The following is a 24,877-nucleotide window of genomic DNA, read 5'->3' on the forward strand; positions in this document are numbered from 1 at the left end:
CCAGGTGTCACAAACGTAGACGTTTTGGGTTGTAAAGTCGAATTCTTTGGACCGGCCAGTTTTCCAGCGATGTGCTAGCTTTCGTCAAAGGCTCGGCAGCGAGTTTCCGCCGGGCGCAGCCTCAACTTGCTCGACAGGAACGCCATGCCAGCGCTCGACCCGATCCGCCAGGAAATCCGCGCCAACTATCTCCCGGACGAAGCTGAAGCCGTAAGAAGGCTGTCGGCGACTGCCGCTCTTTCCCTAGATGACCGCAAGGCGATCTCCGCCCGCGCCGCCGACCTGGTGCGGGCCGTGCGCGGTTCGACCGATCCGCGGCTGATGGAAGTCTTCCTCTCCGCTTATGGCCTGTCGACCAAGGAGGGCGTGGCGCTGATGTGCCTTGCCGAGGCCCTGTTGCGCGTGCCCGACACCGAAACGATGGACGACCTGATCAAGGACAAGATCGCCCCGCATGACTGGTCGTCGCATTCGGGTGGATCGAGCTCGATCTTCGTCAATGCCTCGACCTGGGCGCTGATGCTGACCGGCCGCGTGCTTGACGAAGGCGAGGGGTCGATCGAACGCACGCTGCGCTCGATGGTGCGTCGCCTGGGCGAACCGGTCATCCGCACCGCGGTTGCCGCGGCGATGCGCGAAATGGGCGAGCAGTTCGTGCTCGGCCGCACGATTACGGAAGCCGTCAAGCGCGGCCGTTCGATGATCCAGAAGGGCTATCTCTATTCCTTCGACATGCTGGGCGAGGCCGCCCGCACCGAGACCGATGCGCTGCGCTATCACCGCGCTTATGCCGAGGCGATCTCGTCACTCGACAACGGCACCAACGGCCCCGACATCCGCTACAACCATGGCATTTCGGTCAAGCTGTCGGCGCTTCATCCGCGCTACGAAGTCTCGCACAAGGACGCGATGCTGCCCGTCATGGCCGAGCGCCTGCTGTCGCTGTGCCTGGCCGCCAAGCATGCCCGCATGGGTCTCAACATCGACGCCGAAGAGGCTGACCGCCTCGATTTGTCGCTCGACGTCATCGAGCGTGTACTGGCCGACCCGCAACTCGCCGGCTGGAACGGTTTTGGCGTGGTGGTGCAGGCTTATGGCCCGCGCACCGCATTCGTCATCGACTGGCTCTATGCGGTCGCCAACAAGCTCGACCGCAACATCATGGTGCGCCTAGTCAAGGGCGCCTATTGGGACACCGAGATCAAGCGCGCGCAGACGCTTGGCCTGCCGGGTTATCCGGTGTTCACCCGCAAGGCCAATACCGACGTCTCCTACATGGCTTGTGCCCGCAAGCTGTTGTCGATGACCGACCGCATCTACCCGCAGTTCGCTACCCACAACGCGCACACCGTCGCCGCCATCCTGTCGATGGCCAAGGACCGCACCTCTTTCGAGTTCCAGCGCCTGCATGGCATGGGCGAAGCGCTGCATGAGACGGTGCGCAAGTCCGAAGGCACGCGCTGCCGCATCTATGCCCCGGTCGGCGCGCATTCCGACCTGCTCGCCTATCTCGTGCGCCGCCTGCTTGAAAACGGTGCCAATTCGTCCTTCGTGCACCAGCTGACCGACGAGGATGTCGCGCCTGAGGACATCGCCCGCGACCCGCTCGAAACGGTGGAAACACAAGGGCCTGCGTCCAATCCCTCGATTCCGGCGCCTGCCTCGATCTTCGGTGCTGGGCGCAGGAACGCCAAGGGCTGGGACATCACCGACCCGGTGACGCTGGCTGCACTCGACAAGGCCAAGGCTGAATTCAAGGGCGCCGACAAGTGGGTGGCCAAGCCGGTCACCCGTGCTGCTGGCTACGGTGCGTCGCGCAAGGTGATCAACCCGGCAAAGCCGCAGGATGTTGTCGGAACTGTCACGGAAGCCGCCGCCAAGCAGGTGCCGACGGCCGTGCGTTTCGCCATCGAGGCGCAGCCGGCCTGGGCGAAGAAGCCCGTTGCTGAACGCGCCGCCATCCTGCGGCGCACAGCTGACCTCTACGAGGCCAATGCCGCCGAGTTCTTTGCACTGGCCACACGCGAGGCCGGCAAGTCGTTGTCTGACGGCGTCGCCGAGGTGCGCGAGGCAGTCGACTTCCTGCGCTACTACGCTGCCGAAGCCGAGAAGACCGAGGCCGGCACCGAGGCACGCGGCGCGATCGTCTGCATTTCGCCGTGGAATTTCCCGCTCGCCATATTCACCGGCCAGATCGCGGCGGCACTGGTCACCGGCAATTCCGTCATTGCCAAGCCCGCCGAGCAGACGCCGCTGATTGCTGCGCGTGCGGTTGCCCTGATGCGCGAGGCCGGCGTGCCGGAAGATGTGATCCAGCTCCTGCCGGGCGACGGCCCGACCGTCGGCGCACCGCTGACGGCCGATCCGCGCATCGCCGGTGTCTGCTTCACCGGCTCGACGGAAGTTGCCAAGCTGATCGAAAGGCAGCTTGCCGATACCGCTGCGCCCGACGCGATGCTGATCGCCGAAACCGGCGGCCTCAACGCGATGATCGTCGATTCCACCGCTTTGCCCGAGCAGGCGATCCGCGACGTTTTGGCGTCGTCGTTCCAGAGTGCCGGCCAGCGCTGCTCGGCGCTGCGCGTGCTCTACGTCCAGACCGACGTCGAAAAGAAGATGGTCGAGATGCTGAAAGGCGCGATGGATGCGCTCAGCATCGGCGATCCGTGGCAGCTGTCCACCGATGTCGGCCCCGTCATCGACGAGGACGCGCAGAGCTCGATCAGCGACTATTGCGCTGCGATGGAATCCAAGGGCAAGCTCATCGCCAAGCTCGAGGCGCCAGCCGATGGCCGCTTCGTTGCGCCGCACGTCTTCCGTGTCAAAGGCATCGAGGAGATGGAGCGCGAGGTGTTTGGCCCGGTGCTGCATGTCGCAAGCTTCGAGGCGGACCAACTCGACGACGTCATTGCGGCGATCAACCGCAAGGGCTACGGCCTGACCTTCGGCCTGCACACCCGCATTGAAGGGCGCGTCCAGCACATTGTCGATGGCATCCATGCCGGCAACATCTACGTCAACCGCAACCAGATCGGCGCGGTCGTCGGTTCGCAGCCATTCGGCGGCGAGGGACTGTCTGGCACCGGCCCCAAGGCGGGCGGCCCGCACTATCTTCGCCGTTTCCGCAAGGCGCCCGAAGCCGGCACCGTGCTGCCGGACGGCCACAAGGTGACGGCGACCGAACTTGTCGACAACCTTGTCAATGCCGGCGAATGGGCGACGCGGCCTGACCGTATCGCCATCCTGCGCAAGCATCTGCGCGGAAAAGGTGCTCAGGCGATTGCCGCTGCTGCAGGCATCGATTTCGGCCAGGTCGACCTGCCTGGACCGACGGGCGAGGCGAACACGCTGTCGCTCAACCCGCGTGGGCGCGTGCTGTGCCTGGGGCCGGATGCCGAGACCTTGCTGGCCCAGGCGATCCAGGCGCTTGCCGCCGGCAACGCGGTCCTGGCCGTCGCGCCTGGCGCGCCGGCTGCGGTGCATGCGCTGCTTGGCAAAGGGTTGCCGATCGCTGCGATCGACGGTCGTCCCGATCCGGTCGAGGCGCGTTCGCTTGATGTCGACGTCGTTGCCTATTCGGGAACCGAAGAGAGCATGCGCATCGTCCGCAAGGTGATTGCCCAGCGCAAGGGCCCGATCGTGCCGCTGATCAGCGAAGTGATCTACCCGGCTGCCTATGCCCATGAGCGGGCGGTGTGCGTTGATACGACAGCGGCGGGCGGCAATGCCAGCCTGCTGGCATCGGCCTAAAGGCATGATTCCGAAAAGCGGCAGCCGGTTTTGGATCATGCTCTCATAAAACGAAAGGGGCAGGCCGAAGCCTGCCCCTTTTTCAGATTTCTTCCGGCGCGCAACCAAAGCGCAGCAGGTTGCCGTGCGGGTCGTGGATATAGAACTCCTTCATCTTCCACGGCCGTACGGTAAATGGGCTCAACCTCTCGACACCACGCGCCGAAAACTCGGCGTGAAGGGCAGGAACCTCGCCGCCCCTGATGTAGCAGGACGTCACCTCGGGCAGCTTGCGGTCGTTTGACTTCCAGAAATGGATCTCGATCTCGCCGCGCCGCACGATCAGGTAGTCGTCCATCTCGGGACCGATGACCTCGAAACCGAGCCTGTCGCGGTAGAAATCGCGGCTTTCGCCGATGTCTGGCGAAGGCATGACAGGGATGCTGCGGGCGAAGTCGGTCAATTCTCAGGCGCCTTCGACGACCGAAAAGCCCTCGAACTGCGGATGGCCGACATAGGATGCCTTGGACGAGCCGGCATTCTTGTGGGCGTTGCGGAAGTTTTCCGACTTGGTCCAGGCGACGAAGTCGTCCTGGCTCGCCCACACGGTATGCGAAGCGTAAAGCGTATAGCCTTCGGCCTCATTCACCGGGCCGCGCAGCAGGTGGAATTCACGAAAACCCTTCATCTCGTTCAGCGATGAGTTCGCGGTTTTTCCAGACGTCTTCAAAGGCGGTCTCGGAGCCGTTCTGCACCTTGAAGCGGTTCATTGCGATGTACATGGTCTTCCTTTCAACGGGCCTTGCGTTGCGCTGTTGTAGTCCTTTGAGCGCTGCGTAGCGACACAACATTGGCGCCGGTGCTGTCACCGGCGATTCTCTGACTTGGGCCAGCCTGGCTCGTTGACTGGGCACGGTAGCTGGCGAGGTCGGTGACGTTTTCGCTTGCCCGAACTGCCGCCAGGCGGTCGAACAACTCGCGCATCTCGGGCAGCAGGCCATCACCCTGGCGTTTCACCATCTGATCGAATTTGTTCAGTCCGAACATGCGTTTATGCCTTTCGATGCGCGTGGCGCCAGGGGAGAGGAGTCTGGGCAAGGCCTGGTCTCAAATGCCGAAGGCGATGCCGGATCTGGTTTCGGTCCGCAGCGCCTTGAGACAGGCCGTCGCGTCGATGCCGCCGCCGGCGCAATCGGTGGCCTGGTTGATCAAGACACGGCTGACCTTCGTGCAGTCGGTACCCGACAGGTCGAACCGCGTGACCTTGGTCTTGCCTGCCGGCAGCTCCTTGAAGTCGAGCACTGTGAGCCTGTCGACAACGCCCGCCTCGTTGAACAGCGCGATCTCGAACGCCGCCTTGGAAAGCTCGGCGCCGAGATTGTTGGTCACGACGAAGGTGAAGCGGCAGCCCTTGTCGGAGGGCTGGGCAGCGTTGAGCTCGAGCACAAGCGCTGGGGCTGGCGGGGCGCTTTGAGCGCCCGCCATGCCTGTCGATGCAAGGAATGCGAAGCCGGCGAGGAGGCCGGCCGCTGATCGCGACTGCTGCATTATTGGTATCCGAACTGCTTGGCGAGGGTCAGCTTGAAAGTGCGGCCCTTGGAGCGGTCGTTCAACAGGTTCTCGCGGTAGTCTTCGTTGAACAGGTTCTGGACGCCGAACTGGCCTTCCCAGCCGACGAACTGGCCTTCGGTGGGCTTCCACGAGGCGAACAGATCGACACGGGTCCACGATCCGGATGGGCCATCGCCGGCCGCCTGGCTGGCTGGGTTGAACGGAACCGGCGCAATCGGGGTAAAGTAGTCAGGCCGGAACGCAAACGTCGTTGTGGCGCCCAAGGTGATGCCATGCTCGGGCAGGCGTCCGCCGAGCGTCAGCACCAGCTTGTCTTGCGGAATTGTCTCCAGCGTGGTGCCCGGCGCGATGGTATTGGCCGCATTACGGCCAACCCAACCATTGGGGTATTCGCCCTTGAGGTGGGTGTAGGCGAGGCGGCCGAAGACGTATTCGGACTCATAGGAGCCCTCGAGCTCGACGCCGTAGATGTTGATCTTGCTGACGTTGACATAATACGGGGCGGTCGCACCGATCGCGAACGGGTTGAGGCGGATGCCATCGGTGATGTCGTTGTGGAACGCCGTCGCCTTGAGGCTGACGGTGTTGTCCAGGCCCAGAACATTGTCATGCGAGGTGCCGAAGCCAACCTCGTAGTTGTTGGACGATTCCTTCTTGAGGTCGAGGCTCAGGCCACGAATCGTCGGCGGCGCGACCGAGGTCGAAAACAGTTCGTCGAGCGTCGGGAAGCGTTCGGTGTGCGCGATCGAGCCGAAGACGTTGAAGTTGTCGTTGAACTTGTAGAGGGCTGCGACCTTCGGCGAGAAGGCGGTGCCGTCGATGTCCTTCGCGCCGGGGATCGTGTCGGACGGGTCCATCGCATGGAAATCGGTGCGCGCGCCAGCAATCAGGGTCAGGCGGTCGTCCCAGACGAACTCGTTCTGGGCAAACAGGCCGAGCTTGTTTTCCTGGCCTTCAGGATGGGCTGTCAACCTGGCGGCACCCGAGGGGCGATCGGCAACGCGGTCCTGATGGCTGGCCTGGAAACCGACAGTCAGGAAGTTCTTAAAATTTTCGCCGGTGTAGTCGAAGGTGTTGTCGGCCTTCAGCTGGATGGTCTTGTAGCCGTAGTCGGTGTCGTTGAGAATCGCGGTATTGCCGGTGCTTGGCAGTGCCGGAGCGTTGGGATTGCCGGACTGGCTGTTTGTCGTGTCCGAGTAGGACAGGTTCACGTTGAGATCGAGCCATGGGTTGTCGGCGGCTTCGTTCTCGTAGCTCAGCACCCAGGTCTGGTCGATGACATGGCGGTCGGTGGTACCGAACCCTGCGACAGGATTGGTCGTGCTGGTCTGGGTATAGGGCTGATCGTCGGCGTCGCTGTCCCAGCGCTGGTACGACGCGCGAACGATCTGTTCGTCGTCGATGCGATAGGTGCCTTTGAGAAGGCCAGAGAATGCGTCGAATTCCGAACCGGCGAGTGTAACGCCGTTGGCCTTTTCCATGTCGTTGGAGCGGCGCCAGTTGCCCTGTGCCAGTACCTCGAACGCGTCGTTGAAACGGTGTGCCCAGATCGCCGAGGTCAGCGTGCCGTCGCCATTGCTTTCATAGGCGCCCTTGAGCCGGACAGCACCGCGGTCGCCTTCGGCGATGAAGTCGGAAGCGTCCTTGGTCGTGAAGTTGATGACGCCGCCCAGGGCGCCTGATCCGTAAAGCGTCGACGACGCCGGGCCGCGCAGGACCTCGACCTTCTTGTAGAGTTCTGGGTCGGAGAAGAATGAGCCCATGCGGTACTGCTCATTGAACTTCGGCGCGCCGTCGACCGTGACGACGATGCGGGCGGCATCGGCCGAGTTTTCCGTCGCGCCGATGCCGCGGATGTTGAAGGCCTCGCCGAAGACGCGGTCGGAACCGAGCACCTGCACGCCAGGGGTCGTCTTCAGGATCTCGCCTATGGTGGTCGCCTGCTTCTGGTCGATGTCCTCCTGGTCGATCACAGTCACCGCCTGCGGCGTGTCGATTGCGACCTTGGCCACGCCGGCGCTGACGACGAGGCGCTGCAGGACGGTGACGCGCGGCTTCTTGTCCTGCTCTGTGGTTTTTGCTTCCTGCGCGTGGGCCGCATGCGCGCCCACGAGTACCGCTATCGCCGCTCCGCCCAGCAGAGCTGCCTTATTCCGACCAACTAGCCCCATGTCCCACTCCAAATGTCCCGCGCTGGCTCGCATTTCGCTCGCTTGCAAATTTTCGTTCGCCGGCCACGCCTTAAATCTTGACTTGATCACTCCGGTATTGCACTGACTAATAAACATGAATGTTCGAGTCAACTAATAGATTTAAACATGAGGGCCTCGACCGGGCTTTTCCGGCGCGGCGAATGGATGAAGGAGTGGAATGAGATGAATTCACACAATCCGAACCATTTCCGTTCTGGCCAATTCCGCCAAGGCTATCGCCGGCCGGAAGGGCAGGTACCGGTGCGTCCAATTGCCGGAACCCTCGCGATCAGGACACTGACCAGCGAGTCGTTGTTTCTCGGTGATTTCGAGATCGGCATCGACCATGGCGGCGCTCTCTACCGCCTGAAGATCACCCGTCAGGGCAAACTCATTCTCAACAAGTAGGTGTTTCCATATGGACCAGCGCGTAAGGCCCAACCCACACGAAATCAGGCGGGCGCGAACTGACAACCCCAAGATGCGCGAGCGCGATCTCGCCAGCCAGCTCGGTATTTCCGAAGCTGAACTGGTGGCCGCGCATTGCGGCGAGGGTGTCGTTCGCATCGAACCGCGCGTCAATGACCTGCTTGCCGGCATCGAGGCCGTCGGTGAGGTCATGGCCCTGACCCGCAATGAAAGCGCGGTCCACGAGAAGATCGGCATCTACGACAAGGTCGTGCCCGGCACGCAGGCCGCGATGGTGCTCGGCGAACAGATCGACCTCAGGATCTTTCCGACAGCCTGGGTCCATGGCTTTGCCGTGGAAAAGCGCGATGGCGACGAAATCCGCCACAGCTTGCAGTTCTTCGATGCTGCCGGCATGGCGGTGCACAAGATCCATCTGCGTCCGGCGTCCAACCTCTATGCCTATCAGAAACTGGTGGAGTCGCTGATCAGCGACAACCAGGATCCTTCCATCGTGACGGTTCCTTCCGTCGCGAAGTCACCGGACGAGGAGACGTCGACCGGTGTCGAGGAGCTGCGCGATCGCTGGAGCAAGCTGACCGACACGCATGAGTTCTTCGGCATGCTGAAGTCGCTCAAGCTCGGTCGCCAGCAGGCCATGCGCATGGTCGGCCAGGACTATGCCTGGAGGCTGGAACATGACGCGCTGCCGGCCGTGTTCGACCGGGCGGCGGCCAGCGGCCAGCTGATCATGTGCTTTGTCGGCAATCATGGTTGCATCCAGATCCATTCCGGTGCGGTCAAGAACATCAAGCCGATGGGTCCGTGGCTTAATGTGATGGACGAGACGTTCCATCTCCATCTCCGAACCGATCATGTCCAGGAGCTCTGGGCTGTTCGCAAGCCGACCAAGGATGGTCATGTGACGTCGGTCGAGGCCTATGACGCCAATGGCGAGATGATCATCCAGTTCTTCGGCAAGCGTAAGGAGGGCCATGACGAGCGCGCGGATTGGCGCGGACTCGTCGAGGCCTTGCCGGTTGCGCAGCAGAACGCGGCGTAAGGAGAATGATCATGTCGACTACCCAACGGCTGCGCTCAGCCGCACTAGGCCTGTCGGTTCTGCTTGCATCTGGCACAGCCAGCCTGGCGGTCGAGGGAGCCTCGGTTCTGCCTGACCGCACGCGTGTCGCCTCCGTTGGCGGCTCGATCACCGAAATCGTCTATGCACTCGGCGAAGAACGGGCACTCGTTGCCCGCGATTCGACCAGCGTCTATCCAGAAGCGGTGTTCAAGCTTCCCGACGTCGGCTACATGCGGGCGCTGTCGCCCGAGGGTGTGCTGTCGGTCAACCCGACCGGCATCCTGGCGCTCGAAGGCAGCGGGCCGAAGGAAGCCATCGACGTCCTGAAGAAGGCCAGCGTTCCCTACATCCAGGTGCCGGAAGGCTTCAGCCATGACGGCATCCTGCAGAAGATCCGCATCGTCGGCAAGGCGCTCGGCGCCGATGCCAAGGCCGAGGCGCTTGCCGCCGACGTCGGCAAGCAGCTGTCGGATGCCGAGGCGCTGACCAAGGACATCGCGCAGGGCGAACGCAAGCGTGTGCTGTTCATTCTGAGCATGCAGGGCGGCAAGATCCTGGCGTCCGGCAACCATACCGCTGCCGACGGCATCATCGTGCTGGCGGGTGGCGTCAATGCAGTGGAAGGCTACCCCGGCTACAAGCAACTCACCGACGAGGCGGCGATCACCGCCAAGCCTGACGTGATCCTGATGATGGATCGCGGCGGCGGCACCGCAGTCCCTGACGACGAGCTGTTCGCCCATCCGGCCATCGCCTCGACGCCGGCCGGACAGGCCAAGCGCGTGATCCGCATGGACGGGGCCTATCTGCTCGGCTTCGGTCCACGGACGGCGGCGGCGATCAAGGATCTCGCCGTTGCGTTCTATGGCGATGCGGTCAAGAAGTAAGGCTTAGACAGTGGTGGAAGAAACGATCGCCGGCGCTGCCGGCGTGCAGGAGAGTGGTGGCCATGCACGTGGCGACCGCTCCGGCTGTGCTTTGCTGGCCATCGGCGTGCTCGCCATGGTCCTGGCTGTCACGGCGTTGTTCAGCCTGACCTGGGGCGCATCTGACGCCTCGGCGCTCGGGCTCGTTCACAGCTGGCTGTTCGGGGCGACGCCCGGCAATGAGGCGCTCTCCATGAGGGACAGTGTCATCGTCTACGACATCCGCTTGCCGCGTATCGTGATGGGCATGCTTGTCGGCGCGGCGCTTGCCGTATCGGGCGCAGTCATGCAAGGCCTGTTCCGCAATCCGCTGGCCGACCCCGGCCTGGTCGGTGTATCAGCCGGCGCAGGGCTTGGCGCGGTCTCGGTGATCGTGCTGGGGGCAACGGTGCTTGCGCCGTTGACCGCCTTGCTCGGCAGCTACGCGCTGCCGTTCGCGGCGTTTGGCGGTGGCCTGCTCACCACCATCATTCTCTACAATGTCGCAACCCGTCACGGGCGGACATCGATCGCCACCATGCTTTTGGCCGGCATCGCGCTGGGCGCGATGGCCATGGCGCTGACCGGTGTGCTGGTCTACATCGCCGACGACAGGCAGTTGCGCGATCTGACGTTCTGGCAACTCGGCTCGCTTGCGGGGGCAACCTGGCTGAAGATTGCTGGTGCCGGGCCGATCATTGTGCTGGCACTGGCGACAACACCGTTCATGGCCAAAGGGCTCAATGCGCTGGCGCTGGGCGAGGCGACGGCAAGTCATCTCGGCGTTCCAGTGCAGCGGCTGAAATATGTGGCGATTGTTGCGGTTTCGGCGGCAATCGGTGCTTCGGTGGCGGTCAGCGGCGGCATCGGCTTCGTCGGCATCGTCGTGCCGCATCTGCTGCGCCTGGCGATCGGGCCCGACAACCGCTACCTGCTGCCGGCATCGGCGCTGTTGGGCGCATGCCTGTTGCTTCTGGCGGACGCGGTCAGCCGCACCGTCGTCGCACCGGCGGAGCTGCCGATCGGCATCGTCACCGCGGCTGTCGGCGGCCCATTCTTCCTGTGGATATTGCTGCGCAAGCGCGGCGTCGTCGATCTTTGATGCGGCGAATTGTGAGGAAACAATGATCGAAGCACGCCAAGTCTCGGTCTCGATCGGCAGCACGCGTATCGTCAATGACGTCGATTTCACCGTGCGCCCGGGCGAACTGGCAGCGATCGTCGGCCCCAACGGCTCGGGAAAGACGACCTTTTTGAGGGCGCTGACGGGCGAACTCGCCTATTCCGGCCAGGTATCGCTCAATGGCCGCGACGCAGCCAAGCTCAAGCCGTGGGAAGCCGCGAGCATTCGCGCCGTGCTGCCGCAGTCGACGGCGCTGTCGTTCCCATTCACCGTTCGCGAAATCGTCAAGCTTGGCGTGACGGGAGGAAGGTCCGGTGCGCTGGCCGGGGAGGGCGACCGCTTGCCTGAGCGGGCGCTGGCCCGCGTTGATCTCGAAGGCTTTGCCGGGCGCTACTACCAGGAGCTGTCGGGCGGCGAGCAGCAGCGCGTCCAGCTCGCCCGTGTCCTGTGCCAGGTCTGGGCGCCGGTGCTGGACGGGCAGCCGCGCTACCTGTTCCTCGACGAGCCTGTGTCCAGCCTCGATATCAAGCACCAGCTGATCATCATGAACATCGCCCGCGATTTCGCGCGGCGCGGCGGCGGTGTGGTCGCGATCCTGCACGACCTCAACCTGACCGCGATGTATGCCGACCAGATCTGCGTCATGCATCGTGGCAAGCTGGCGGCCGCAGGGTCGCCGCAAGCCGTGCTTACCGACGAGCTGATCGAGAATGTATTCGGCTGCCGGCTGCGCGTGGGCACGGTGCCCGCGCCCAACATCCCGTTCGTGCTGCCGCAGTCGGCGGTTGCCTGACCGGCTTCAGCCCGCCAAAGCGTGCTGTTCGGGGAAATGGATGCCGAGCAGGTCGCGCATGTTCGGCCGTGCGGCGACCAGGTCGGCGATCGAGTAGCGGGCGAGCACTTCAAAGAACGCGTTCAGCGCCTCGCGCAGCGCCGAATTCAAGCCGCAGCTGTCGACGAGCGGGCATTCGGCCGCGTCATTTTCGAAGCACTCTGCCATGGCGAAGCTCTCTTCGGTGACGCGAACCACATCAAAAAGCGAAATCTGCTCAGCCGGCTTGGCGAGGCGCACGCCACCATTGCGGCCGCGCACCGTCTCGACCAGCTTGGCCTCGACCAGCGGCTGCAGGATCTTGAACAGGAACAGTTCCGACACCGTGTAAGCAGCGGCGATCTCAGGGACGCGGCTCAGCCGTCCGTCATTCGCTGCGCAATACATCAGGATGCGCATGGCATAGTTGGTCTGGCGTGTGAGGCGCATTGCGAGTTCCTTGCTCAGCGTTGAGTCCGCGAGTGACCTTTAATATGGACCATACCTTAGAACAATTCCAGACAGGGCTTCCAAAATATATGACATCAGTAGTCATATATTCGGCGCACACCAGCCGTGCATTTACGAATAGGTCCAACGGTTGATTTCGATGCTGCGCTGCACAATATGCGCCTTGTCGGGAGTCGCAGACTCTGGGGAGGAACCCATGAGGACTACGACATGGAACAGATCATACATGCCCAACGGCCGCTGACGGGCGTAATCCGCCAGCTCAGGCCGTCCGATCTGCCCCGCTTTGCCGAACATCTGCTGAGATTGGACGATCAAAGCCGGCGCGACCGGTTCAACGGCCTGACCGATGACGGCTTTCTGACAAGCTATGCCGAACGCAGCTTTCGCGAAGGCGTGACTGTGATCGGCTATGTCGAAGGCGACACGGTGCTGGCGGCGGCCGAATTGCACGAACGTGCCGAAGAGAGCGAACCGACAGCCGAGATCGCCTTCAGCGTCGAGCGCGAGATCCAGCACCGGGGCATCGGCGGGCGCCTGTTCCAGCGCCTTGTGGCGCAGGCGAGGGGGCTCGGTTACCTCCGGCTTTGGGTGACCACCCATGCAAACAACTCCGCCATGAAAGCCCTTGCCCGTCGGTTCAAGGCCAAGCTCAGCTTCCAACAGGGCGAGACCAACGGCGTCATCGAACTGGAAGCGGACGATGATCATCTGCCGGCGTGGAGTGCCAGCCCTGTGTTGCGTCGGCAGGCCAACCACAATGGGCTTCAAAGCCGGCTGTAGATCTTCGCGATCTCGTGGAATGCCAGCTTGGGGCTCCAGTTCACGGTGCCGCGGGCGAGGTCGATGCCCAGGCTTTTGACGATGGCGTGGCTTGCCATGTCGAGGTCATATCGCGGATCCGTGGAGTGCACCTCGCTCTCTGACAAGAACTGATAGACGAAGGCACCGTCGATCTTTTCTTCCTCGTAGATGCGCAGCAGATCGGCAATCTCGTCAGATTGGGTTTGTTCGCTCCTGACATGGCCCTCGCGGATACGCGGCGGGCTCTTCTCGAAGTCGATGATATCAAAGCCCATTCCGCCGCGCTGCTCGGCGCCTTCGAATGTGCAGCAGCCGAATTCGGTAATGACAACTGGTTTGCCATGGCGCCGCAACTTGTGCAGGCCCTCGACATAGGTCGCGCGATTGTCGGCGTCGCGATAATAATTCGCTGACACGATGTCGAACAACTTCCAGTCGACGTCCTCCCAGGGGATCGGACTGTAGGTGATTTCGCCTTTGAAGTGCTTGCGGGCGATTTCACTCGCCGCGGCCAGATGTTCGGCAAGCGCCTTGTTGATTTCAGGAAAAAGCGGAACCGGGGAGGCATAAAGCGTCGCCATGCGCTCCTGGAAATTGCTGCCTTCGATGAAGCCTTGCGTGAACATCGACAGCTCGCAACCGACATTGAGAACGAGTTTGCCGTAGCGTTGCCGAAGCGACTCGGCAGTCATTGCGACCTCACCGAGATAGGTCAGCATCTCCTGTTTGGTGGCGTCGAACAGGCGTGGCTGCATCCAGACCTGAAGTCCCTGGCTAAAAGCGGCGGTCGCCGCCTGTTCGAGACGCTGAATATTGGTTCCCAAAATGCTGATTGCGTTGCAATGCAACTGATCGCGGATGACATGCATTTCCTCATGCACTGCCGTGCGGTTCCAGATCTGCCGCGACAGCTGACCCGGCCAGTAGTTGGTGCCGGTGTCGTAAGCTATGCCGCGCAGGCTTAGCGGCTTGCGCGCGCTCACTTCAGTGGCATCGGGTTTCTCACTCGCCTTGGCCCGCCCGAAAACGACAGACGCCAGTGCCAGGCCAGCGGCAATTGACGCTCCGCTTTTCATGATCTGCCGGCGGCCGGGCGCAATTGCCCGTTTGGCCGGAACGGTTTCGTTCGCCATCTTTCACCCTCCAGATATGTCGAGGCCGTGTCGTCGATCCGGCGGGATCGCGTGACTACGCTTGGCGGTCGGCCTCCGCCGCCAGGAAACGTGTGATCATGCGTCGCAACATCGCTTTGTCTCGGTAGGGCTGGAAACCACTGTCAGCGGAGGCCCGGACGAAAGCGCCTTCGATAAGCACCAGGATCCAGTTTGCCGCTGTCACTGGATCGAGCGCAGGGTCGATCTGGCCGGCCGCAGCCGCTCGTTTCAGCACGGTGATGAGTCCGTCGCGGTTTTCGCGGTCGTTGCGGTCGAGCAGGGCGGCGAAATCCGCGTCGAGCTTTGCGTTGGCGATGACCTCGAGCATCAGTCCTGCCAGATGCGGGTACTCCGTCTGCGCGACCATGAATTCGGCGAAGCCCAGCAAGGCCTCGAGCGCATTGTCGGCCGTTGCCGCCTGTTCGAGCAGAGCGGCATTGTCGTGGCCGTCCTGTTCGAAGATCGCCGTGAAGATCGCCTGCTTGGAGGCGAAATAGTGGAACAGGTTGCCTGAACTCATGCCTGCCGCCGCGCAGATATCCGCGGTGCGGGTGTTCTGAAAGCCTTTGGTGGCGAAGCACTCGGCTGCTGCTGTAAGGATATGCCGGCGCCTGGCTTCATGCTTGGCCGGGTCAACCGTGCGCATGGGCAGCCTCCATTAGCGAAGTGCAAATGCTCTGGTTCATCGGCTCATTCATCCTGCGACTGCTCCTGCCGGGAACGTTTCCGGAGGCGCCGGCGCCCCACTTCATTGAAGCTTACGGCGATCGCCACGACAATCGGGACCACCCATTTCAGGCAGGCAAGCACCGGCTTCAGCCAGTCCGGCAAGCTAAGATGCAGCCAGCCAGGCCAAAGCCAGTGCAGGGACAGCCAATTCGGCCAGAGGTTGCGCAGCCATGACAGATCCAGGCTTGGCCAGGGAATCCACGACCAGTCAATGTTGGGGATCAGGAAGGCAAAAATCGCCCCGACGCCCAAAACGCCGGCCAAGACTTCTATGGCGGCCACCATCACGTGGCGCGATGCATAAAGCCTCGGGTTCTTGCGAGCGAAGGCAGCCAGCCTCGCCTTGAAGCGGATGGCTTTGGATCGTCGGGCACTGGAGGACGAGCGCATGTCTTAATAGTAGACCGCGTGCTCTGTTTATTCAATGGCAACTGCTGGATTTTGCCGGAAGGGTTGTAATCGGCTGCGCCACCTCGATATCTGACCAGCATGGGACATGTTTGTTGCGTCGACCCAGCATGCCGCATGCGAGGACGGAAATTGACCAGGAATGGACCGAAATGTCTGCGACAAACGAATCCTCGATGCCAATGACAGCTCGCGCGCTCAAGCCGGATGAGGCGGTCAAACTCGGCGCGCTGCGCCGGACCAAGTTCGTGGCCACCGGCGCGCTGGTCGTTTGTGTCGCGATCTTTGCCATCGCCAAATCGCTGCAGGGACGCTGGCCGTGGCTGGGCTTCGTCGCCGCCTTTGCCGAAGCCGCCACCATCGGCGGCTTGGCCGACTGGTATGCGGTGGTTGCCCTGTTCAAGCGCCCGCTTGGCCTCCCGATCCCGCACACGGCGATCATCCCGGCCAATCAGGAGCGTATCGCCGAAAATCTCGGTCGTTTCATCGAATCGAACTTCCTTGCCCCCGAGCCGGTGCGCGTGAAGCTGAAGGAGGTGGATTTCGCCGCACTCGTCGCCGACTGGTTGTCAGACCGGAGCAAGGCGGAGGGGTTGTCCCTATTCGTTGGCCGACTGGTGCCGCAGATGTTGCAAGCGATCGACGGCTCGGGCCTGCGCGAGTTCGCCACGCGCCGCTTGCTCGATCGCATCGGCAAGGTCGAGGTGGCCCCGTTGGCGGCTGAACTTCTTTCGGCTTTCACCGATGATCGCCGGCATCAACGCCTGCTCGACGAATTCACCAAGATCATCGGCAATTTCCTTGGTGACGAGCAGGCGCTGGCTGTTCTGCGCGAAAAGATCAGGGAAGAACTGCCGTCGGTGTTCAACCTGTTCCGTGCCGACGCCTATCTGCTCAAGCGCATCGTCGCATCCGCAGCCACTTTGCTTGAAGAGGTGAGGGCCGATCCCGATCATCCGCTGCGTGGTGAGTTCGACCACTTTGTCCACGGCTTCATCGACCAACTGCGTCATTCGCCCGACTATGCCCGGCGTGCCGAGCAGCTGAAGCGCAATTTCCTCGCCCGCCCTGAGCTGCGGGACCTGGCGCAAGATGTGTGGAAAAGCATGCGCGGTTTCATCGAACAGGACGTTGCGTCGGCCGACTCGATGACGCGAAAGCACCTGACCAGCCTGTTCGTTGAGGTCGGCCAGAACCTGGCGCGCGATCCCCATATCCGCGCCGACATGAATGCCGGTTTCGTCGTGGCGCTTGCTTCCTTCGTCGAGAGCCAGAAGAGCGGCGTGTCAGGCTTCATTTCCGAGCAGGTCAAGCGCTGGGACCTCGGCCAGCTGACCCGGCTGATGGAGATCAACATCGGCCGCGACCTGCAATACATCCGTTTCAACGGCATGCTGATCGGCGGCCTTGCCGGTCTTGCGCTCTATTCCGCCGAACTGCTGTTGCTGACGAATTGACCGTAACGGTTGCTGCTCTATTCTGATTTTGCACCTCCGGGAGCGCCTCGGAGCCAAACGGGAGCAAGTCATGGCCAAGAAGCCGGAACCGGAATCCTTCCTGGACATGTTTTCGAAGTTCGGCCGCGATCTGAAGATGCCCGCGGTCGATGTCGATGACATTGTCAGCCATCACCGAAAGAACCTCGAAGCGCTGGAAAAATCGGTCAGGGCTGGCGCCTCGGGCGCCTCTTCGCTGGTCGCCAAGCAGCGCGAAATGATCCAGAGCGCATTGCACGAAATCACCGAGGCCGCGCAAGGCATCCGCGCACCGGGCAATCCGCAGGAGCTGCTCAGTAAGCAGGCCGATTTCGCCAGGCGATCGTTCGAGGCAGCTCTCAAGAATGCCGGAGAGGTTGCTGAAATCGTGCGCAAATCGGGCACGGAATCAGTTGAAATCCTGCGCGAACGCATCCGTCAGTCGATGCAGGAAATCCGCGACAGCTACGACAAGAAGAAGTAGCTGCCCTCGGTCAAATTCTGACGCGGTGTCAAATGTCAGCTCTCTTGTGGGTTTCGCGAGACCGGCCGCGCATCGCCGGCTTTCGGATGCTAAGGAAAGTCGATCACCGCGGGAGCGCAGTGCGTCCATCTGGATGCACAAAGCCGCTCTAACACTTTGAATCTGGGTATTGTGCCTTCCGCGAATCGATACCGATTCGCGGGCCGGTACAGCAGGATTCAACTGGGGAAGAGGATGAAGGTAGGCATCGAGATGGGAGCATCGTCCGGCGGGACGAAGGCTCAGCTTGATCTCGAAGAACTTTTGGCGACCCGATTGCTGGTTCAAGGCAATTCGGGCTCGGGAAAGTCGCATCTGTTGCGCCGCCTGCTCGAACAGAGCGCGCCCTGGGTACAGCAATGCGTCATCGATCCCGAAGGCGACTTCGTCACGCTGGCCGATCGTTTTGGCCATGTCGTGGTCGACGCCCAGCGCACCGAGGCCGAACTCACTCGCATCGCTGGCCGCATCCGCCAGCATCGTGTTTCCGTCGTGCTTAACCTCGAGGGCCTCGATGTCGAGCAGCAGATGCGTGGTGCCGCCGCATTCTTGAACGGCATGTTCGATGCCGAGCGCGATTTCTGGTATCCGGTGCTGGTCGTGGTCGACGAGGCGCAGCTGTTTGCACCGGCCATAGCGGGCGAAGTGTCCGACGAAGCGCGCAAGATTTCGCTCGGCGCCATGACCAATCTGATGTGCCGAGGCCGCAAGCGCGGACTGGCCGGCGTCATTGCTACCCAGCGTCTGGCCAAGCTCGCCAAGAACGTCGCCGCCGAAGCATCCAACTTCCTCATGGGCCGCACCTTCCTCGACATCGACATGGCGCGCGCCGCCGATCTGCTCGGTATGGAGCGGCGCCAAGCCGAGATGTTCCGCGATCTGGCGCGCGGCAATTTCATTGCGTTGGGACCGGCGATGTCGCGCCGGCCGCTTCCCGTCGCCATCGGCCCGGTGGAAACGTCGGCGCGTTCGGTCAGCCCCAAGCTGATGCCGCTGCCTGATGCCAATGACGATACGCGCGAATTGATTTTCGCACCCGCACCGTTGGAGACGCGCCAAACGGTGCGGCGCCCCGCGCCGCCGACACCGACTCCTACGGCCGACATCATCGCCCAGCTGTCCCAGGTGCGCGCCGAGGCATCGGCGCCGGTCGCCGAACCAATATTCCCGTTGTTCGACGAAGCCGAGCGCGAGGCCCTGATCGACACGATCGTGCGCGAGATGGTCGAGGATCCGGACGCGGCGTTCCGTACCGATGCCGTGCTCTACCAGGATTTTCTTGTCCGCTGCCGCATCAAGCGCATGCAGGGCGAGCCGCCGCCGCTTTCTACCTTCCGCCGCCGCTATGCGGTTGCGCGGTCAGGCATCGACGATGAAACGGCGTCGAGCGACACCTGGCAGCAGGCGCTCGGCATGTCAGTGGCGCTTCCCGAGGATCTGCAAGCGGTGTTCCTGATTGTTGCACAGGCGGCGGTGAAGGGCGCGCCTTGCCCATCGGACGCGGCTATCGCGCATGCCTATGGCAGTCATTCGGCGCGTCGGGCACGGCGGCTGCTCACCTATTTCGAGGAACAGGGACTGGTGGTCGTGCGCACCGATTTTCACGGCAAACGCTCCGTCGCATTCCCGGAACTCGGCTGCGAAACCGCTCTTGGCGACCCTGAGCGAACAGACGATCTCCCTGAGCGAGAGGCCGCTGAGTAACCTCGGTTCTGCTTGGAGGTTGACAAGCGCGCACCGTTTATGGTCCCCAACGCAGCACTTGGCCAGCTGTCGTCGGGAGAGGATGCGTGCGCAAACCAATCGAGACCTATGAGGAATTGCGCCAGAAGATCGGGCAGGAGCTCGGCGTTTCCGATTGGGTGCTCGTCGACCAGACCCGAATTGACGCCTTTGCCGATTGTACCGGCGACCGCCAGTGGATCCACGTCGACCCTGAACGGGCGAGGCGGCGCAGCCCTTTCAGAACCACGGTCGCGCATGGCTTCCTGACCCTGTCGTTGATCGGAGCACTGGTGCAGGAGATCGGCGTGGTGCCCGACAACACGCTTGCCGCCTTCAACTATGGCCTCGACAAGGTACGCTTCGTGTCGCCTGTGAAGGTCGGTTCACGGGTGCGCATGCGCACCGTGTTGCTGTCGATGGCCGACAAGGGCCCCGGGCAATATCTGCTCAAGGCTGAAAACACCATCGAGATCGAGGGCGAAGACAAGCCGGCGCTCGTCGCCGAAACACTCGTCATGCTCTATGAGAAGCGCAAGAAGGCGACGGCCTGAACCGCCGCCGATTTCTTGCCTTTTCTACCGCGCCGCAGCGATCGTAATTGCGATCTCGCCGACACCTTCGACACCGCCTGATATGCGATCGCCGGGCTCGACGGCGCCGACGCCTGCCGGCGTGCCGGTGTAGATCAGGTCGCCCGCTTTGAGCTCCATCGCCTCGCTGCAGATGGCGATGACTTCCGGGATCGACCAGATCAGGTCGGCAAGGTCGCCTTGCTGCCTGGTTTCGCCATTGACGGCAAGCCAGACGCGCCCCTTGGCGGGGTGACCGACTTCTGGCGCTCGGACGAGCGGGCCGCATGGGGCGGACTGGTCGAAGCCCTTGCCCCAGTCCCAGGGCCGGCCCAGCTTCTTGGCTGCTTCCTGCAAATCGCGGCGGGTCAAGTCGATACCGACGCCGTAACCCCAGACGTGATCCAGCGCATCCTTGATCGCGATGTTCGAACCGCCACGGCCGATGGCAACGACCAGTTCGATCTCGTGATGCAGGTCATTGGTGAGCGGCGGGTAGGGGATCGTTGTGCCGCTGTCGACGACTGAGTCGGCTGGCTTGCCGAAGAAAAACGGCGGCTCGCGGTCCGGATCCTTGCCCATCTCGCGTGCATGCGCTGCGTAGTTGCGGCCGACGCAGAAGATGCGCCGAACCGGAAACCGATCCGGCGAACCGGAAATGGCGACCGAAGCTGGCTCGGGTGGAGCGATGACGAAAGTGACCAAGGGCAGCCTCCCATGAATGTGATGCGGGCTTTTCGCATGATCCGCCGGATCATTCCACTTGCAATCATCAGGCGGAATGCTCGTCGATGCTGAGTGTGGGAAGTTGGTGCCAAGTCAAAAGGGCGGCATCGACCTTCATTTTCTGCACTGGCCTGCACGCATTGCGTGTCTGGATCCAAAAAGTCGCTTGCAGCCGCTATTTGCAAGGATAGGATTTGCGCACCTGACTGGTCGGGGTCTGCCTGGCCGGTCGCGGCAACATGGGAGGTTTCATGTCGGAGGTATCTTTGGTCGTGAACGGCCGAAAGGTCAGTGGCGCGGTGGAGGACCGCACGCTTCTCGTTCATTTCCTGCGTGAGCATTTGGGACTTACCGGTACGCATGTCGGTTGCGACACGTCGCAATGTGGCGCCTGCGTCGTCCACGTCGACGGCAAGGCGATGAAGTCCTGCTCCATGCTCGCGGCACAAGCCTCGGGTTCGACCATCACCACGATTGAAGGCCTCGCAAACGGCGCCGACCTGCACCCGGTGCAGGCGGCATTCAAGGAACATCATGGCCTGCAGTGCGGCTTCTGCACACCGGGCATGATCATGACCGCCACCGACATGATCCGTCGTCACCCCGAAGGGCTCGACGAAGCCACCGTGCGCGCGGAACTCGAAGGCAATATCTGCCGCTGCACGGGTTACCACAACATCGTCAAGGCCATCCTCGCTGCGTCGAAAACGATGTCGAAGGCGTCCAGGAGCAAGGCGAAAAAGGCGGCGTGAGACAACGAGCGAATAGGGAATAGTGAATAGCGAGTAGGGGGCTTTGCCCGCTGCCGCCGTCACCTCTTCCTCCATTCGCTACTCACTACTCGCTATTCGCTTTTTCAGGTTCGGGAGGAACTCAGATGGGAATCGAAGGTATTGGCGCGCGAGTTGCGCGCAAGGAAGACAAGAAATTCATCACCGGTGCCGGACGCTATGTCGACGACATGGTCGTGCCGGGCATGAAACACGCGACCTTCGTGCGCAGTCCGCATGCGCATGCCGACATCAAGAAGATCGACACCAAGAAAGCGGAAGCGATGCCTGGTGTCATCGGCGTGCTCACCGGCAGGCAATTGAAGGCCGACGGCATCGGCAATCTCATCTGTGGCTGGATGATCCATTCCAAGGACGGTTCGCCAATGAAGATGGGCGCCTGGTCGCCGCTGGCGGTCGACCGGGTGCGCTATGTCGGCGATGCCGTCGTCGTCGTTGTGGCCGATACCAAGGGCCAGGCGCGCGACGCGGCGGAAGCGGTCGAGATCACCTACAAGGAACGCAAGTCGGTCGCCGATGCGGTCGAGGCCTTGGGCAAGGGCGCGCCGCAACTGCATCCCGAAGCCGATGGCAATTTGATCTTCGACTGGGGTATCGGTGATGCCGCCGCGACCGACGCAGCGCTCAAATCCGCAGCTCACGTCACGCGCCTCAACATCGTCAACAACAGGCTGGTGCCGAATGCGATGGAACCGCGCGCAGCACTTGGCCACTACGACAAGGCCGAGGATCACTACACCTGCTGGACCACCTCGCAGAACCCGCATGTCGCGCGGCTGGTGATGAGCGCGTTCTACAATGTTGCGCCAGAAAACAAGCTGCGCGTCATCGCCCCTGATGTCGGCGGCGGCTTCGGCTCAAAAATCTACATCTATCCCGAGGAAATCGTCTGCCTGTGGGCCTCGAAGCGGACCGGCGTGCCGGTCAAATGGGTGGCCGACCGCACCGAGAGCTTCCTGACCGACGCGCATGGCCGCGACCACCACACCACGGTCGAAATGGGTTTTGACAAGAACAACAAGATCGTCGGGCTGAAGGTCGACACCATCGCCAATCTCGGCGCCTACATGTCGCTGTTTTCCTCGGCGACGCCGACCTATCTCTACGCCACGCTGTTGTCGGGCCAGTACAATATCCCGGCGATCTACGGCAATGTGCGCACCGTCTACACCAACACCGCCCCGGTCGATGCCTATCGCGGAGCCGGGCGCCCTGAGGCAACCTTCGTGCTTGAACGCACGATGGAGATCGCAGCCCGCGAACTCGGCGTCTCGCCCGCCGAACTGCGGCGGACCAACTTCATCACCCAGTTCCCGCATCAGACGCCAGTCATCATGTGCTACGACGCCGGTGACTATGCAGCCTCGCTCGATGCGGCGATGAAGCAGGCCGACTATGCCGGTTTCGCCAAGCGCAAGGCCGCAGCAGCCAAGAAGGGCAAAAAGCGCGGCATCGGCATGAGCTGCTACATCGAGGCCTGCGGCATCGCGCCGTCGGCAGCGGTGGGTTCGCTCGGCGCTGGCGTCGGCCTGTGGGAGTCGGCTGAGGTGCGGGTCAATGCTGTCGGCACCATCGAGGTGCTGACCGGTTCGCACAGCCATGGCCAGGGACATGAGACGACCTTCGCCCAGCTCGTGAATTCGCGCTTCGGCGTGCCGCTCGACAGCGTTTCCATCGTCCACGGTGACACCGACAAGGTGCAGATGGGCATGGGCACATACGGCTCGCGCTCCGGTGCCGTCGGCATGTCGGCTATCGTCAAGGCGCTCGACAAGGTCGAAGCCAAGGCCAAGAAAATCGCCGCCCACCTGCTCGAGGCTGACGAGGGCGACATCGTCATCGAGAACGGCCAGCTCAAGGTCGCCGGTACCGACAAGAACGTGCCGTGGTTCCAGATGGCGCTTGCGGCCTATACCGCCCACAACCTGCCACAAGGCATGGAACCTGGCCTGAAGGAGACGGCGTTCTACGATCCATCGAACTTCACCTTCCCGGCTGGCTGCTACATCTGCGAAGTCGAGATCGATCCCGAAACGGGCAAGACGGACATCATCCAGTTTGTCGCCGCCGACGACTTCGGCAACATCATCAATCCGATGATCGTCGAGGGACAGGTGCATGGCGGCATCGCCCAAGGCGTCGGCCAGGCGTTGCTGGAAGGTGCCGTCTATGACGGCTCAGGCCAGCTTCTGACGGCGAGCTATATGGACTACACCATGCCGCGCGCTGACGACCTGCCGTCGTTCCAGATATCGACGTCGAACACGCCTTGTCCTGGCAATCCGCTCGGCATCAAGGGCTGCGGCGAGGCCGGTGCCATCGGTTCGCCACCGGCGGTCATCAACGCCATCACCGACGCGCTTGGCCACGACAACCTGACCATGCCTGCAACGCCCCAGAAGGTCTGGGCAGCGCTGCGCGCCGGCACGAAACACTGAGGAGGATGCAATATGTATTCCGTCAATTATCATCGCGCTGCCTCGGTCGCGGACGCCGTCAAGAAGATCAAGGCCGGCGACGCCAAGTACCTCGCCGGCGGCATGACGCTGATCCCGGCCATGAAGACCCGGCTTGCGGCACCTTCCGACGTCGTCGACCTGACGCACATACCCGATCTCAAGGGCGTCAAGGTCTCGGGCAAGACCGTCACCATCGGTGCCGCAACGACACATTTCGACGTTGCCAATGACGAGAAGCTGAAGAAGGTCTGTCCGGCGTTGTCGCATCTCGCCGGCCATATCGGCGATCCGGCGGTGCGCCATCGCGGCACCATCGGCGGTTCGGTCGCCAACAACGATCCGGCGGCCGACTACCCCTCGGCGTTGCTGGCGCTGGGGGCGACCATCGTCACCAACAAGCGCCAGATCGCCGCCGACAAGTTCTTCAAGGGGCTGTTCGAAACCACCCTCAAGGACGACGAGATTGTCACCGCGGTCACCTTCACCGCGCCGGCCAAATCAGGATACGCCAAGTTTCCGAACCCGGCGTCACGTTACGCCATGACCGGCGTGTTCGTGGCCAAGGGCAAGGATGGCGTGCGCGCGGCAGTCACAGGGGCGGGCGACGACGGCGTGTTCCGCTCCAAGGAAATCGAAGCCGCGCTGACCAAGAAGTTCGAGCCTGCAGCGCTGGAAGGCGTGTCGGTACCATCGAAGAACCTGATGGGCGACATCCACGCCACGCCGGAATATCGCGCCAATCTGGTGGTGGTGATGGCCAAGCGCGCGGTTGCCGCCGCCAACGCCTGACCGTGAACAAACGCAAAGTGCCAAAGGGGCCTCCGGGCCCCTTTTGATGTCAGAAAGGAACAAGACATGGCCGTTCGTCGCATCGTCGCCAATCTTCACGCCGCCGACCCGAGGGCGGCACAAGCGTTCTACGGCGAATTGCTTGGGCTCGATATTCTCATGGATCATGGCTGGATCCTGACCTTCGGCACCGGTGGTGCGATGACACCGCAACTCGGCGTTGCCAGCGAGGGTGGATCGGGTACACCGGTACCGGTGCTTTCGATCGAGGTCGACGATGTCGATGAGCTTTATCGCAGGGTGAAGGCTGCGCGCCATGAGATCGTCTACGATCTTGCCGACGAACCCTGGGGTGTCAGGCGGTTTTTCGTCCGCGACCCGTTCGGCAACATCATCAACATCCTCGAACACGCGACATAGAACGAAAGTC

General features: G+C 62.4%; 24 protein-coding genes and 1 pseudogene. 15 read left to right on the forward strand and 10 right to left on the reverse strand.

The annotated features are described in order from the left end of the window. Positions 1 to 144: 144 nt before the first annotated feature. Complete coding sequence (gene putA / locus ACHMW7_RS15550) at positions 145 to 3,750, forward strand: bifunctional proline dehydrogenase/L-glutamate gamma-semialdehyde dehydrogenase PutA (protein WP_395451071.1); 3,606 nt, start codon at positions 145 to 147, stop codon at positions 3,748 to 3,750. Between the two features lie 82 nt (positions 3,751 to 3,832). Here the strand turns inward: putA and ACHMW7_RS15555 are convergent, their stop codons facing one another. The 5 genes and pseudogenes from ACHMW7_RS15555 to ACHMW7_RS15575 form a co-directional block, all read right to left on the reverse strand. Beyond that, complete coding sequence (locus ACHMW7_RS15555; protein ID WP_395451072.1) at positions 3,833 to 4,192, reverse strand: bleomycin resistance protein; 360 nt, start codon at positions 4,190 to 4,192, stop codon at positions 3,833 to 3,835. Positions 4,193 to 4,195: 3 nt separating this feature from the next. After that, positions 4,196 to 4,511, reverse strand: a pseudogene (locus ACHMW7_RS15560) (antibiotic biosynthesis monooxygenase family protein). A gap of 10 nt (positions 4,512 to 4,521) precedes the next feature. Next, complete coding sequence (locus ACHMW7_RS15565; RefSeq protein WP_395451073.1) at positions 4,522 to 4,776, reverse strand: hypothetical protein; 255 nt, start codon at positions 4,774 to 4,776, stop codon at positions 4,522 to 4,524. A gap of 60 nt (positions 4,777 to 4,836) precedes the next feature. Then, a complete protein-coding gene (locus ACHMW7_RS15570; protein WP_395451339.1) occupies positions 4,837 to 5,214 on the reverse strand; it encodes a hypothetical protein in 378 nt (125 codons plus the stop codon). 62 nt (positions 5,215 to 5,276) lie between these two features. Further along, positions 5,277 to 7,472 (reverse strand): TonB-dependent hemoglobin/transferrin/lactoferrin family receptor, encoded by a 2,196-nt coding sequence (locus ACHMW7_RS15575; RefSeq protein ID WP_395451074.1) that lies wholly within the window; start codon positions 7,470 to 7,472, stop codon positions 5,277 to 5,279. Positions 7,473 to 7,676: 204 nt separating this feature from the next. Between ACHMW7_RS15575 and hemP the strand changes: the two genes are divergently transcribed. Genes hemP through ACHMW7_RS15600 form a run of 5 tightly spaced genes read left to right on the forward strand, consistent with a single transcriptional unit; the run spans position 7,677 to position 11,806 of the window. Then, entirely contained in the window at positions 7,677 to 7,901 is a 225-nt protein-coding gene (gene hemP, locus ACHMW7_RS15580) for a hemin uptake protein HemP (RefSeq protein ID WP_395451075.1), read from the forward strand. Positions 7,902 to 7,911: 10 nt separating this feature from the next. After that, complete coding sequence (locus ACHMW7_RS15585) at positions 7,912 to 8,964, forward strand: hemin-degrading factor (RefSeq protein ID WP_395451076.1); 1,053 nt, start codon at positions 7,912 to 7,914, stop codon at positions 8,962 to 8,964. An 11-nt stretch (positions 8,965 to 8,975) separates the two neighbouring features. After that, entirely contained in the window at positions 8,976 to 9,872 is an 897-nt protein-coding gene (locus ACHMW7_RS15590; RefSeq protein WP_395451077.1) for a hemin ABC transporter substrate-binding protein, read from the forward strand. 10 nt (positions 9,873 to 9,882) lie between these two features. Further along, complete coding sequence (locus tag ACHMW7_RS15595) at positions 9,883 to 10,992, forward strand: FecCD family ABC transporter permease (RefSeq protein ID WP_395451078.1); 1,110 nt, start codon at positions 9,883 to 9,885, stop codon at positions 10,990 to 10,992. Positions 10,993 to 11,014: 22 nt separating this feature from the next. After that, positions 11,015 to 11,806, forward strand: coding sequence for a heme ABC transporter ATP-binding protein (locus ACHMW7_RS15600; RefSeq protein WP_395451079.1), 792 nt, complete (start codon positions 11,015 to 11,017; stop codon positions 11,804 to 11,806). 6 nt (positions 11,807 to 11,812) lie between these two features. Here the strand turns inward: ACHMW7_RS15600 and rirA are convergent, their stop codons facing one another. Further along, a complete protein-coding gene (gene rirA, locus ACHMW7_RS15605; protein WP_395451080.1) occupies positions 11,813 to 12,274 on the reverse strand; it encodes an iron-responsive transcriptional regulator RirA in 462 nt (153 codons plus the stop codon). A 231-nt stretch (positions 12,275 to 12,505) separates the two neighbouring features. Here rirA and ACHMW7_RS15610 point away from each other — a divergent pair, with 231 nt between their 5' ends. Beyond that, positions 12,506 to 13,078, forward strand: a complete 573-nt coding sequence (locus ACHMW7_RS15610; protein ID WP_395451081.1) for a GNAT family N-acetyltransferase — start codon at positions 12,506 to 12,508, stop codon at positions 13,076 to 13,078. On the opposite strand, the gene ACHMW7_RS15615 is transcribed toward ACHMW7_RS15610, so the two are convergent. From ACHMW7_RS15615 to ACHMW7_RS15625, 3 genes are read right to left on the reverse strand one after another with little or no spacing between them, the layout of a single operon-like run. Then, complete coding sequence (locus ACHMW7_RS15615; RefSeq protein WP_395451082.1) at positions 13,063 to 14,232, reverse strand: hypothetical protein; 1,170 nt, start codon at positions 14,230 to 14,232, stop codon at positions 13,063 to 13,065. The genes ACHMW7_RS15610 and ACHMW7_RS15615 overlap by 16 nt on opposite strands. Positions 14,233 to 14,287: 55 nt before the next feature. Then, positions 14,288 to 14,899, reverse strand: coding sequence for a TetR/AcrR family transcriptional regulator (locus tag ACHMW7_RS15620; protein WP_395451083.1), 612 nt, complete (start codon positions 14,897 to 14,899; stop codon positions 14,288 to 14,290). 44 nt (positions 14,900 to 14,943) lie between these two features. Further along, positions 14,944 to 15,372 (reverse strand): hypothetical protein, encoded by a 429-nt coding sequence (locus ACHMW7_RS15625; protein ID WP_395451084.1) that lies wholly within the window; start codon positions 15,370 to 15,372, stop codon positions 14,944 to 14,946. A gap of 194 nt (positions 15,373 to 15,566) precedes the next feature. Between ACHMW7_RS15625 and ACHMW7_RS15630 the strand changes: the two genes are divergently transcribed. The 4 genes from ACHMW7_RS15630 to ACHMW7_RS15645 all read left to right on the forward strand — a co-directional run bounded on the left by ACHMW7_RS15630 (position 15,567) and on the right by ACHMW7_RS15645 (position 19,664). After that, entirely contained in the window at positions 15,567 to 16,847 is a 1,281-nt protein-coding gene (locus ACHMW7_RS15630; protein ID WP_395451085.1) for a DUF445 domain-containing protein, read from the forward strand. Between the two features lie 70 nt (positions 16,848 to 16,917). Beyond that, positions 16,918 to 17,349 (forward strand): phasin family protein, encoded by a 432-nt coding sequence (locus tag ACHMW7_RS15635; RefSeq protein WP_395451086.1) that lies wholly within the window; start codon positions 16,918 to 16,920, stop codon positions 17,347 to 17,349. 234 nt (positions 17,350 to 17,583) lie between these two features. Beyond that, positions 17,584 to 19,092: a helicase HerA domain-containing protein gene (locus ACHMW7_RS15640; protein WP_395451087.1), complete on the forward strand. Its 1,509-nt coding sequence runs from the start codon at positions 17,584 to 17,586 to the stop codon at positions 19,090 to 19,092. An 86-nt stretch (positions 19,093 to 19,178) separates the two neighbouring features. Next, on the forward strand, positions 19,179 to 19,664 hold the full coding sequence (locus ACHMW7_RS15645; RefSeq protein ID WP_395451088.1) for a MaoC family dehydratase: 486 nt from the start codon (positions 19,179 to 19,181) through the stop codon (positions 19,662 to 19,664). A 24-nt stretch (positions 19,665 to 19,688) separates the two neighbouring features. Here ACHMW7_RS15645 and ACHMW7_RS15650 read toward each other — a convergent pair whose 3' ends face one another. Continuing rightward, on the reverse strand, positions 19,689 to 20,387 hold the full coding sequence (locus ACHMW7_RS15650) for a fumarylacetoacetate hydrolase family protein (protein WP_395451089.1): 699 nt from the start codon (positions 20,385 to 20,387) through the stop codon (positions 19,689 to 19,691). 272 nt (positions 20,388 to 20,659) lie between these two features. On the opposite strand from ACHMW7_RS15650, the gene ACHMW7_RS15655 reads away from it, so the two are divergent. The 4 genes from ACHMW7_RS15655 (at position 20,660) to ACHMW7_RS15670 (ending at position 24,867) form a co-directional block, all read left to right on the forward strand. Continuing rightward, the gene (locus ACHMW7_RS15655) at positions 20,660 to 21,160 is read left to right on the forward strand and encodes a (2Fe-2S)-binding protein (RefSeq protein WP_395451090.1); all 501 of its coding nucleotides are present in this window, start codon (positions 20,660 to 20,662) and stop codon (positions 21,158 to 21,160) included. A 125-nt stretch (positions 21,161 to 21,285) separates the two neighbouring features. Further along, the gene (locus tag ACHMW7_RS15660; RefSeq protein ID WP_395451091.1) at positions 21,286 to 23,637 is read left to right on the forward strand and encodes a xanthine dehydrogenase family protein molybdopterin-binding subunit; all 2,352 of its coding nucleotides are present in this window, start codon (positions 21,286 to 21,288) and stop codon (positions 23,635 to 23,637) included. Between the two features lie 12 nt (positions 23,638 to 23,649). Next, a complete protein-coding gene (locus ACHMW7_RS15665; RefSeq protein WP_395451092.1) occupies positions 23,650 to 24,447 on the forward strand; it encodes an FAD binding domain-containing protein in 798 nt (265 codons plus the stop codon). 66 nt (positions 24,448 to 24,513) lie between these two features. Next, positions 24,514 to 24,867: a VOC family protein gene (locus ACHMW7_RS15670; RefSeq protein ID WP_395451093.1), complete on the forward strand. Its 354-nt coding sequence runs from the start codon at positions 24,514 to 24,516 to the stop codon at positions 24,865 to 24,867. Positions 24,868 to 24,877 lie beyond the last annotated feature (10 nt).

It is taken from the genome of Aminobacter sp. UC22_36, from assembly GCF_044056035.1.
Taxonomy (GTDB): domain Bacteria; phylum Pseudomonadota; class Alphaproteobacteria; order Rhizobiales; family Rhizobiaceae; genus Aminobacter.

Excerpts from the sequence above, each read along its gene's own strand:
- ACHMW7_RS15620 (WP_395451083.1), bottom strand. The coding sequence starts at position 14,899 with ATGCGCACGGTTGACCCGGCCAAGCATGAAGCCAGGCGCCGGCATATC.
- ACHMW7_RS15570 (WP_395451339.1), bottom strand. The coding sequence starts at position 5,214 with ATGGCGGGCGCTCAAAGCGCCCCGCCAGCCCCAGCGCTTGTGCTCGAG.
- ACHMW7_RS15575 (WP_395451074.1), bottom strand. The coding sequence starts at position 7,472 with ATGGGGCTAGTTGGTCGGAATAAGGCAGCTCTGCTGGGCGGAGCGGCG.
- ACHMW7_RS15600 (WP_395451079.1), top strand. The coding sequence starts at position 11,015 with ATGATCGAAGCACGCCAAGTCTCGGTCTCGATCGGCAGCACGCGTATC.
- ACHMW7_RS15615 (WP_395451082.1), bottom strand. The coding sequence starts at position 14,232 with ATGGCGAACGAAACCGTTCCGGCCAAACGGGCAATTGCGCCCGGCCGC.
- putA (WP_395451071.1), top strand. The coding sequence starts at position 145 with ATGCCAGCGCTCGACCCGATCCGCCAGGAAATCCGCGCCAACTATCTC.
- ACHMW7_RS15625 (WP_395451084.1), bottom strand. The coding sequence starts at position 15,372 with ATGCGCTCGTCCTCCAGTGCCCGACGATCCAAAGCCATCCGCTTCAAG.
- ACHMW7_RS15660 (WP_395451091.1), top strand. The coding sequence starts at position 21,286 with ATGGGAATCGAAGGTATTGGCGCGCGAGTTGCGCGCAAGGAAGACAAG.
- ACHMW7_RS15655 (WP_395451090.1), top strand. The coding sequence starts at position 20,660 with ATGTCGGAGGTATCTTTGGTCGTGAACGGCCGAAAGGTCAGTGGCGCG.
- ACHMW7_RS15610 (WP_395451081.1), top strand. The coding sequence starts at position 12,506 with ATGGAACAGATCATACATGCCCAACGGCCGCTGACGGGCGTAATCCGC.
- ACHMW7_RS15565 (WP_395451073.1), bottom strand. The coding sequence starts at position 4,776 with ATGTTCGGACTGAACAAATTCGATCAGATGGTGAAACGCCAGGGTGAT.
- rirA (WP_395451080.1), bottom strand. The coding sequence starts at position 12,274 with ATGCGCCTCACACGCCAGACCAACTATGCCATGCGCATCCTGATGTAT.
- ACHMW7_RS15590 (WP_395451077.1), top strand. The coding sequence starts at position 8,976 with ATGTCGACTACCCAACGGCTGCGCTCAGCCGCACTAGGCCTGTCGGTT.
- hemP (WP_395451075.1), top strand. The coding sequence starts at position 7,677 with ATGAATTCACACAATCCGAACCATTTCCGTTCTGGCCAATTCCGCCAA.
- ACHMW7_RS15640 (WP_395451087.1), top strand. The coding sequence starts at position 17,584 with ATGAAGGTAGGCATCGAGATGGGAGCATCGTCCGGCGGGACGAAGGCT.
- ACHMW7_RS15635 (WP_395451086.1), top strand. The coding sequence starts at position 16,918 with ATGGCCAAGAAGCCGGAACCGGAATCCTTCCTGGACATGTTTTCGAAG.
- ACHMW7_RS15670 (WP_395451093.1), top strand. The coding sequence starts at position 24,514 with ATGGCCGTTCGTCGCATCGTCGCCAATCTTCACGCCGCCGACCCGAGG.
- ACHMW7_RS15585 (WP_395451076.1), top strand. The coding sequence starts at position 7,912 with ATGGACCAGCGCGTAAGGCCCAACCCACACGAAATCAGGCGGGCGCGA.
- ACHMW7_RS15665 (WP_395451092.1), top strand. The coding sequence starts at position 23,650 with ATGTATTCCGTCAATTATCATCGCGCTGCCTCGGTCGCGGACGCCGTC.
- ACHMW7_RS15630 (WP_395451085.1), top strand. The coding sequence starts at position 15,567 with ATGCCAATGACAGCTCGCGCGCTCAAGCCGGATGAGGCGGTCAAACTC.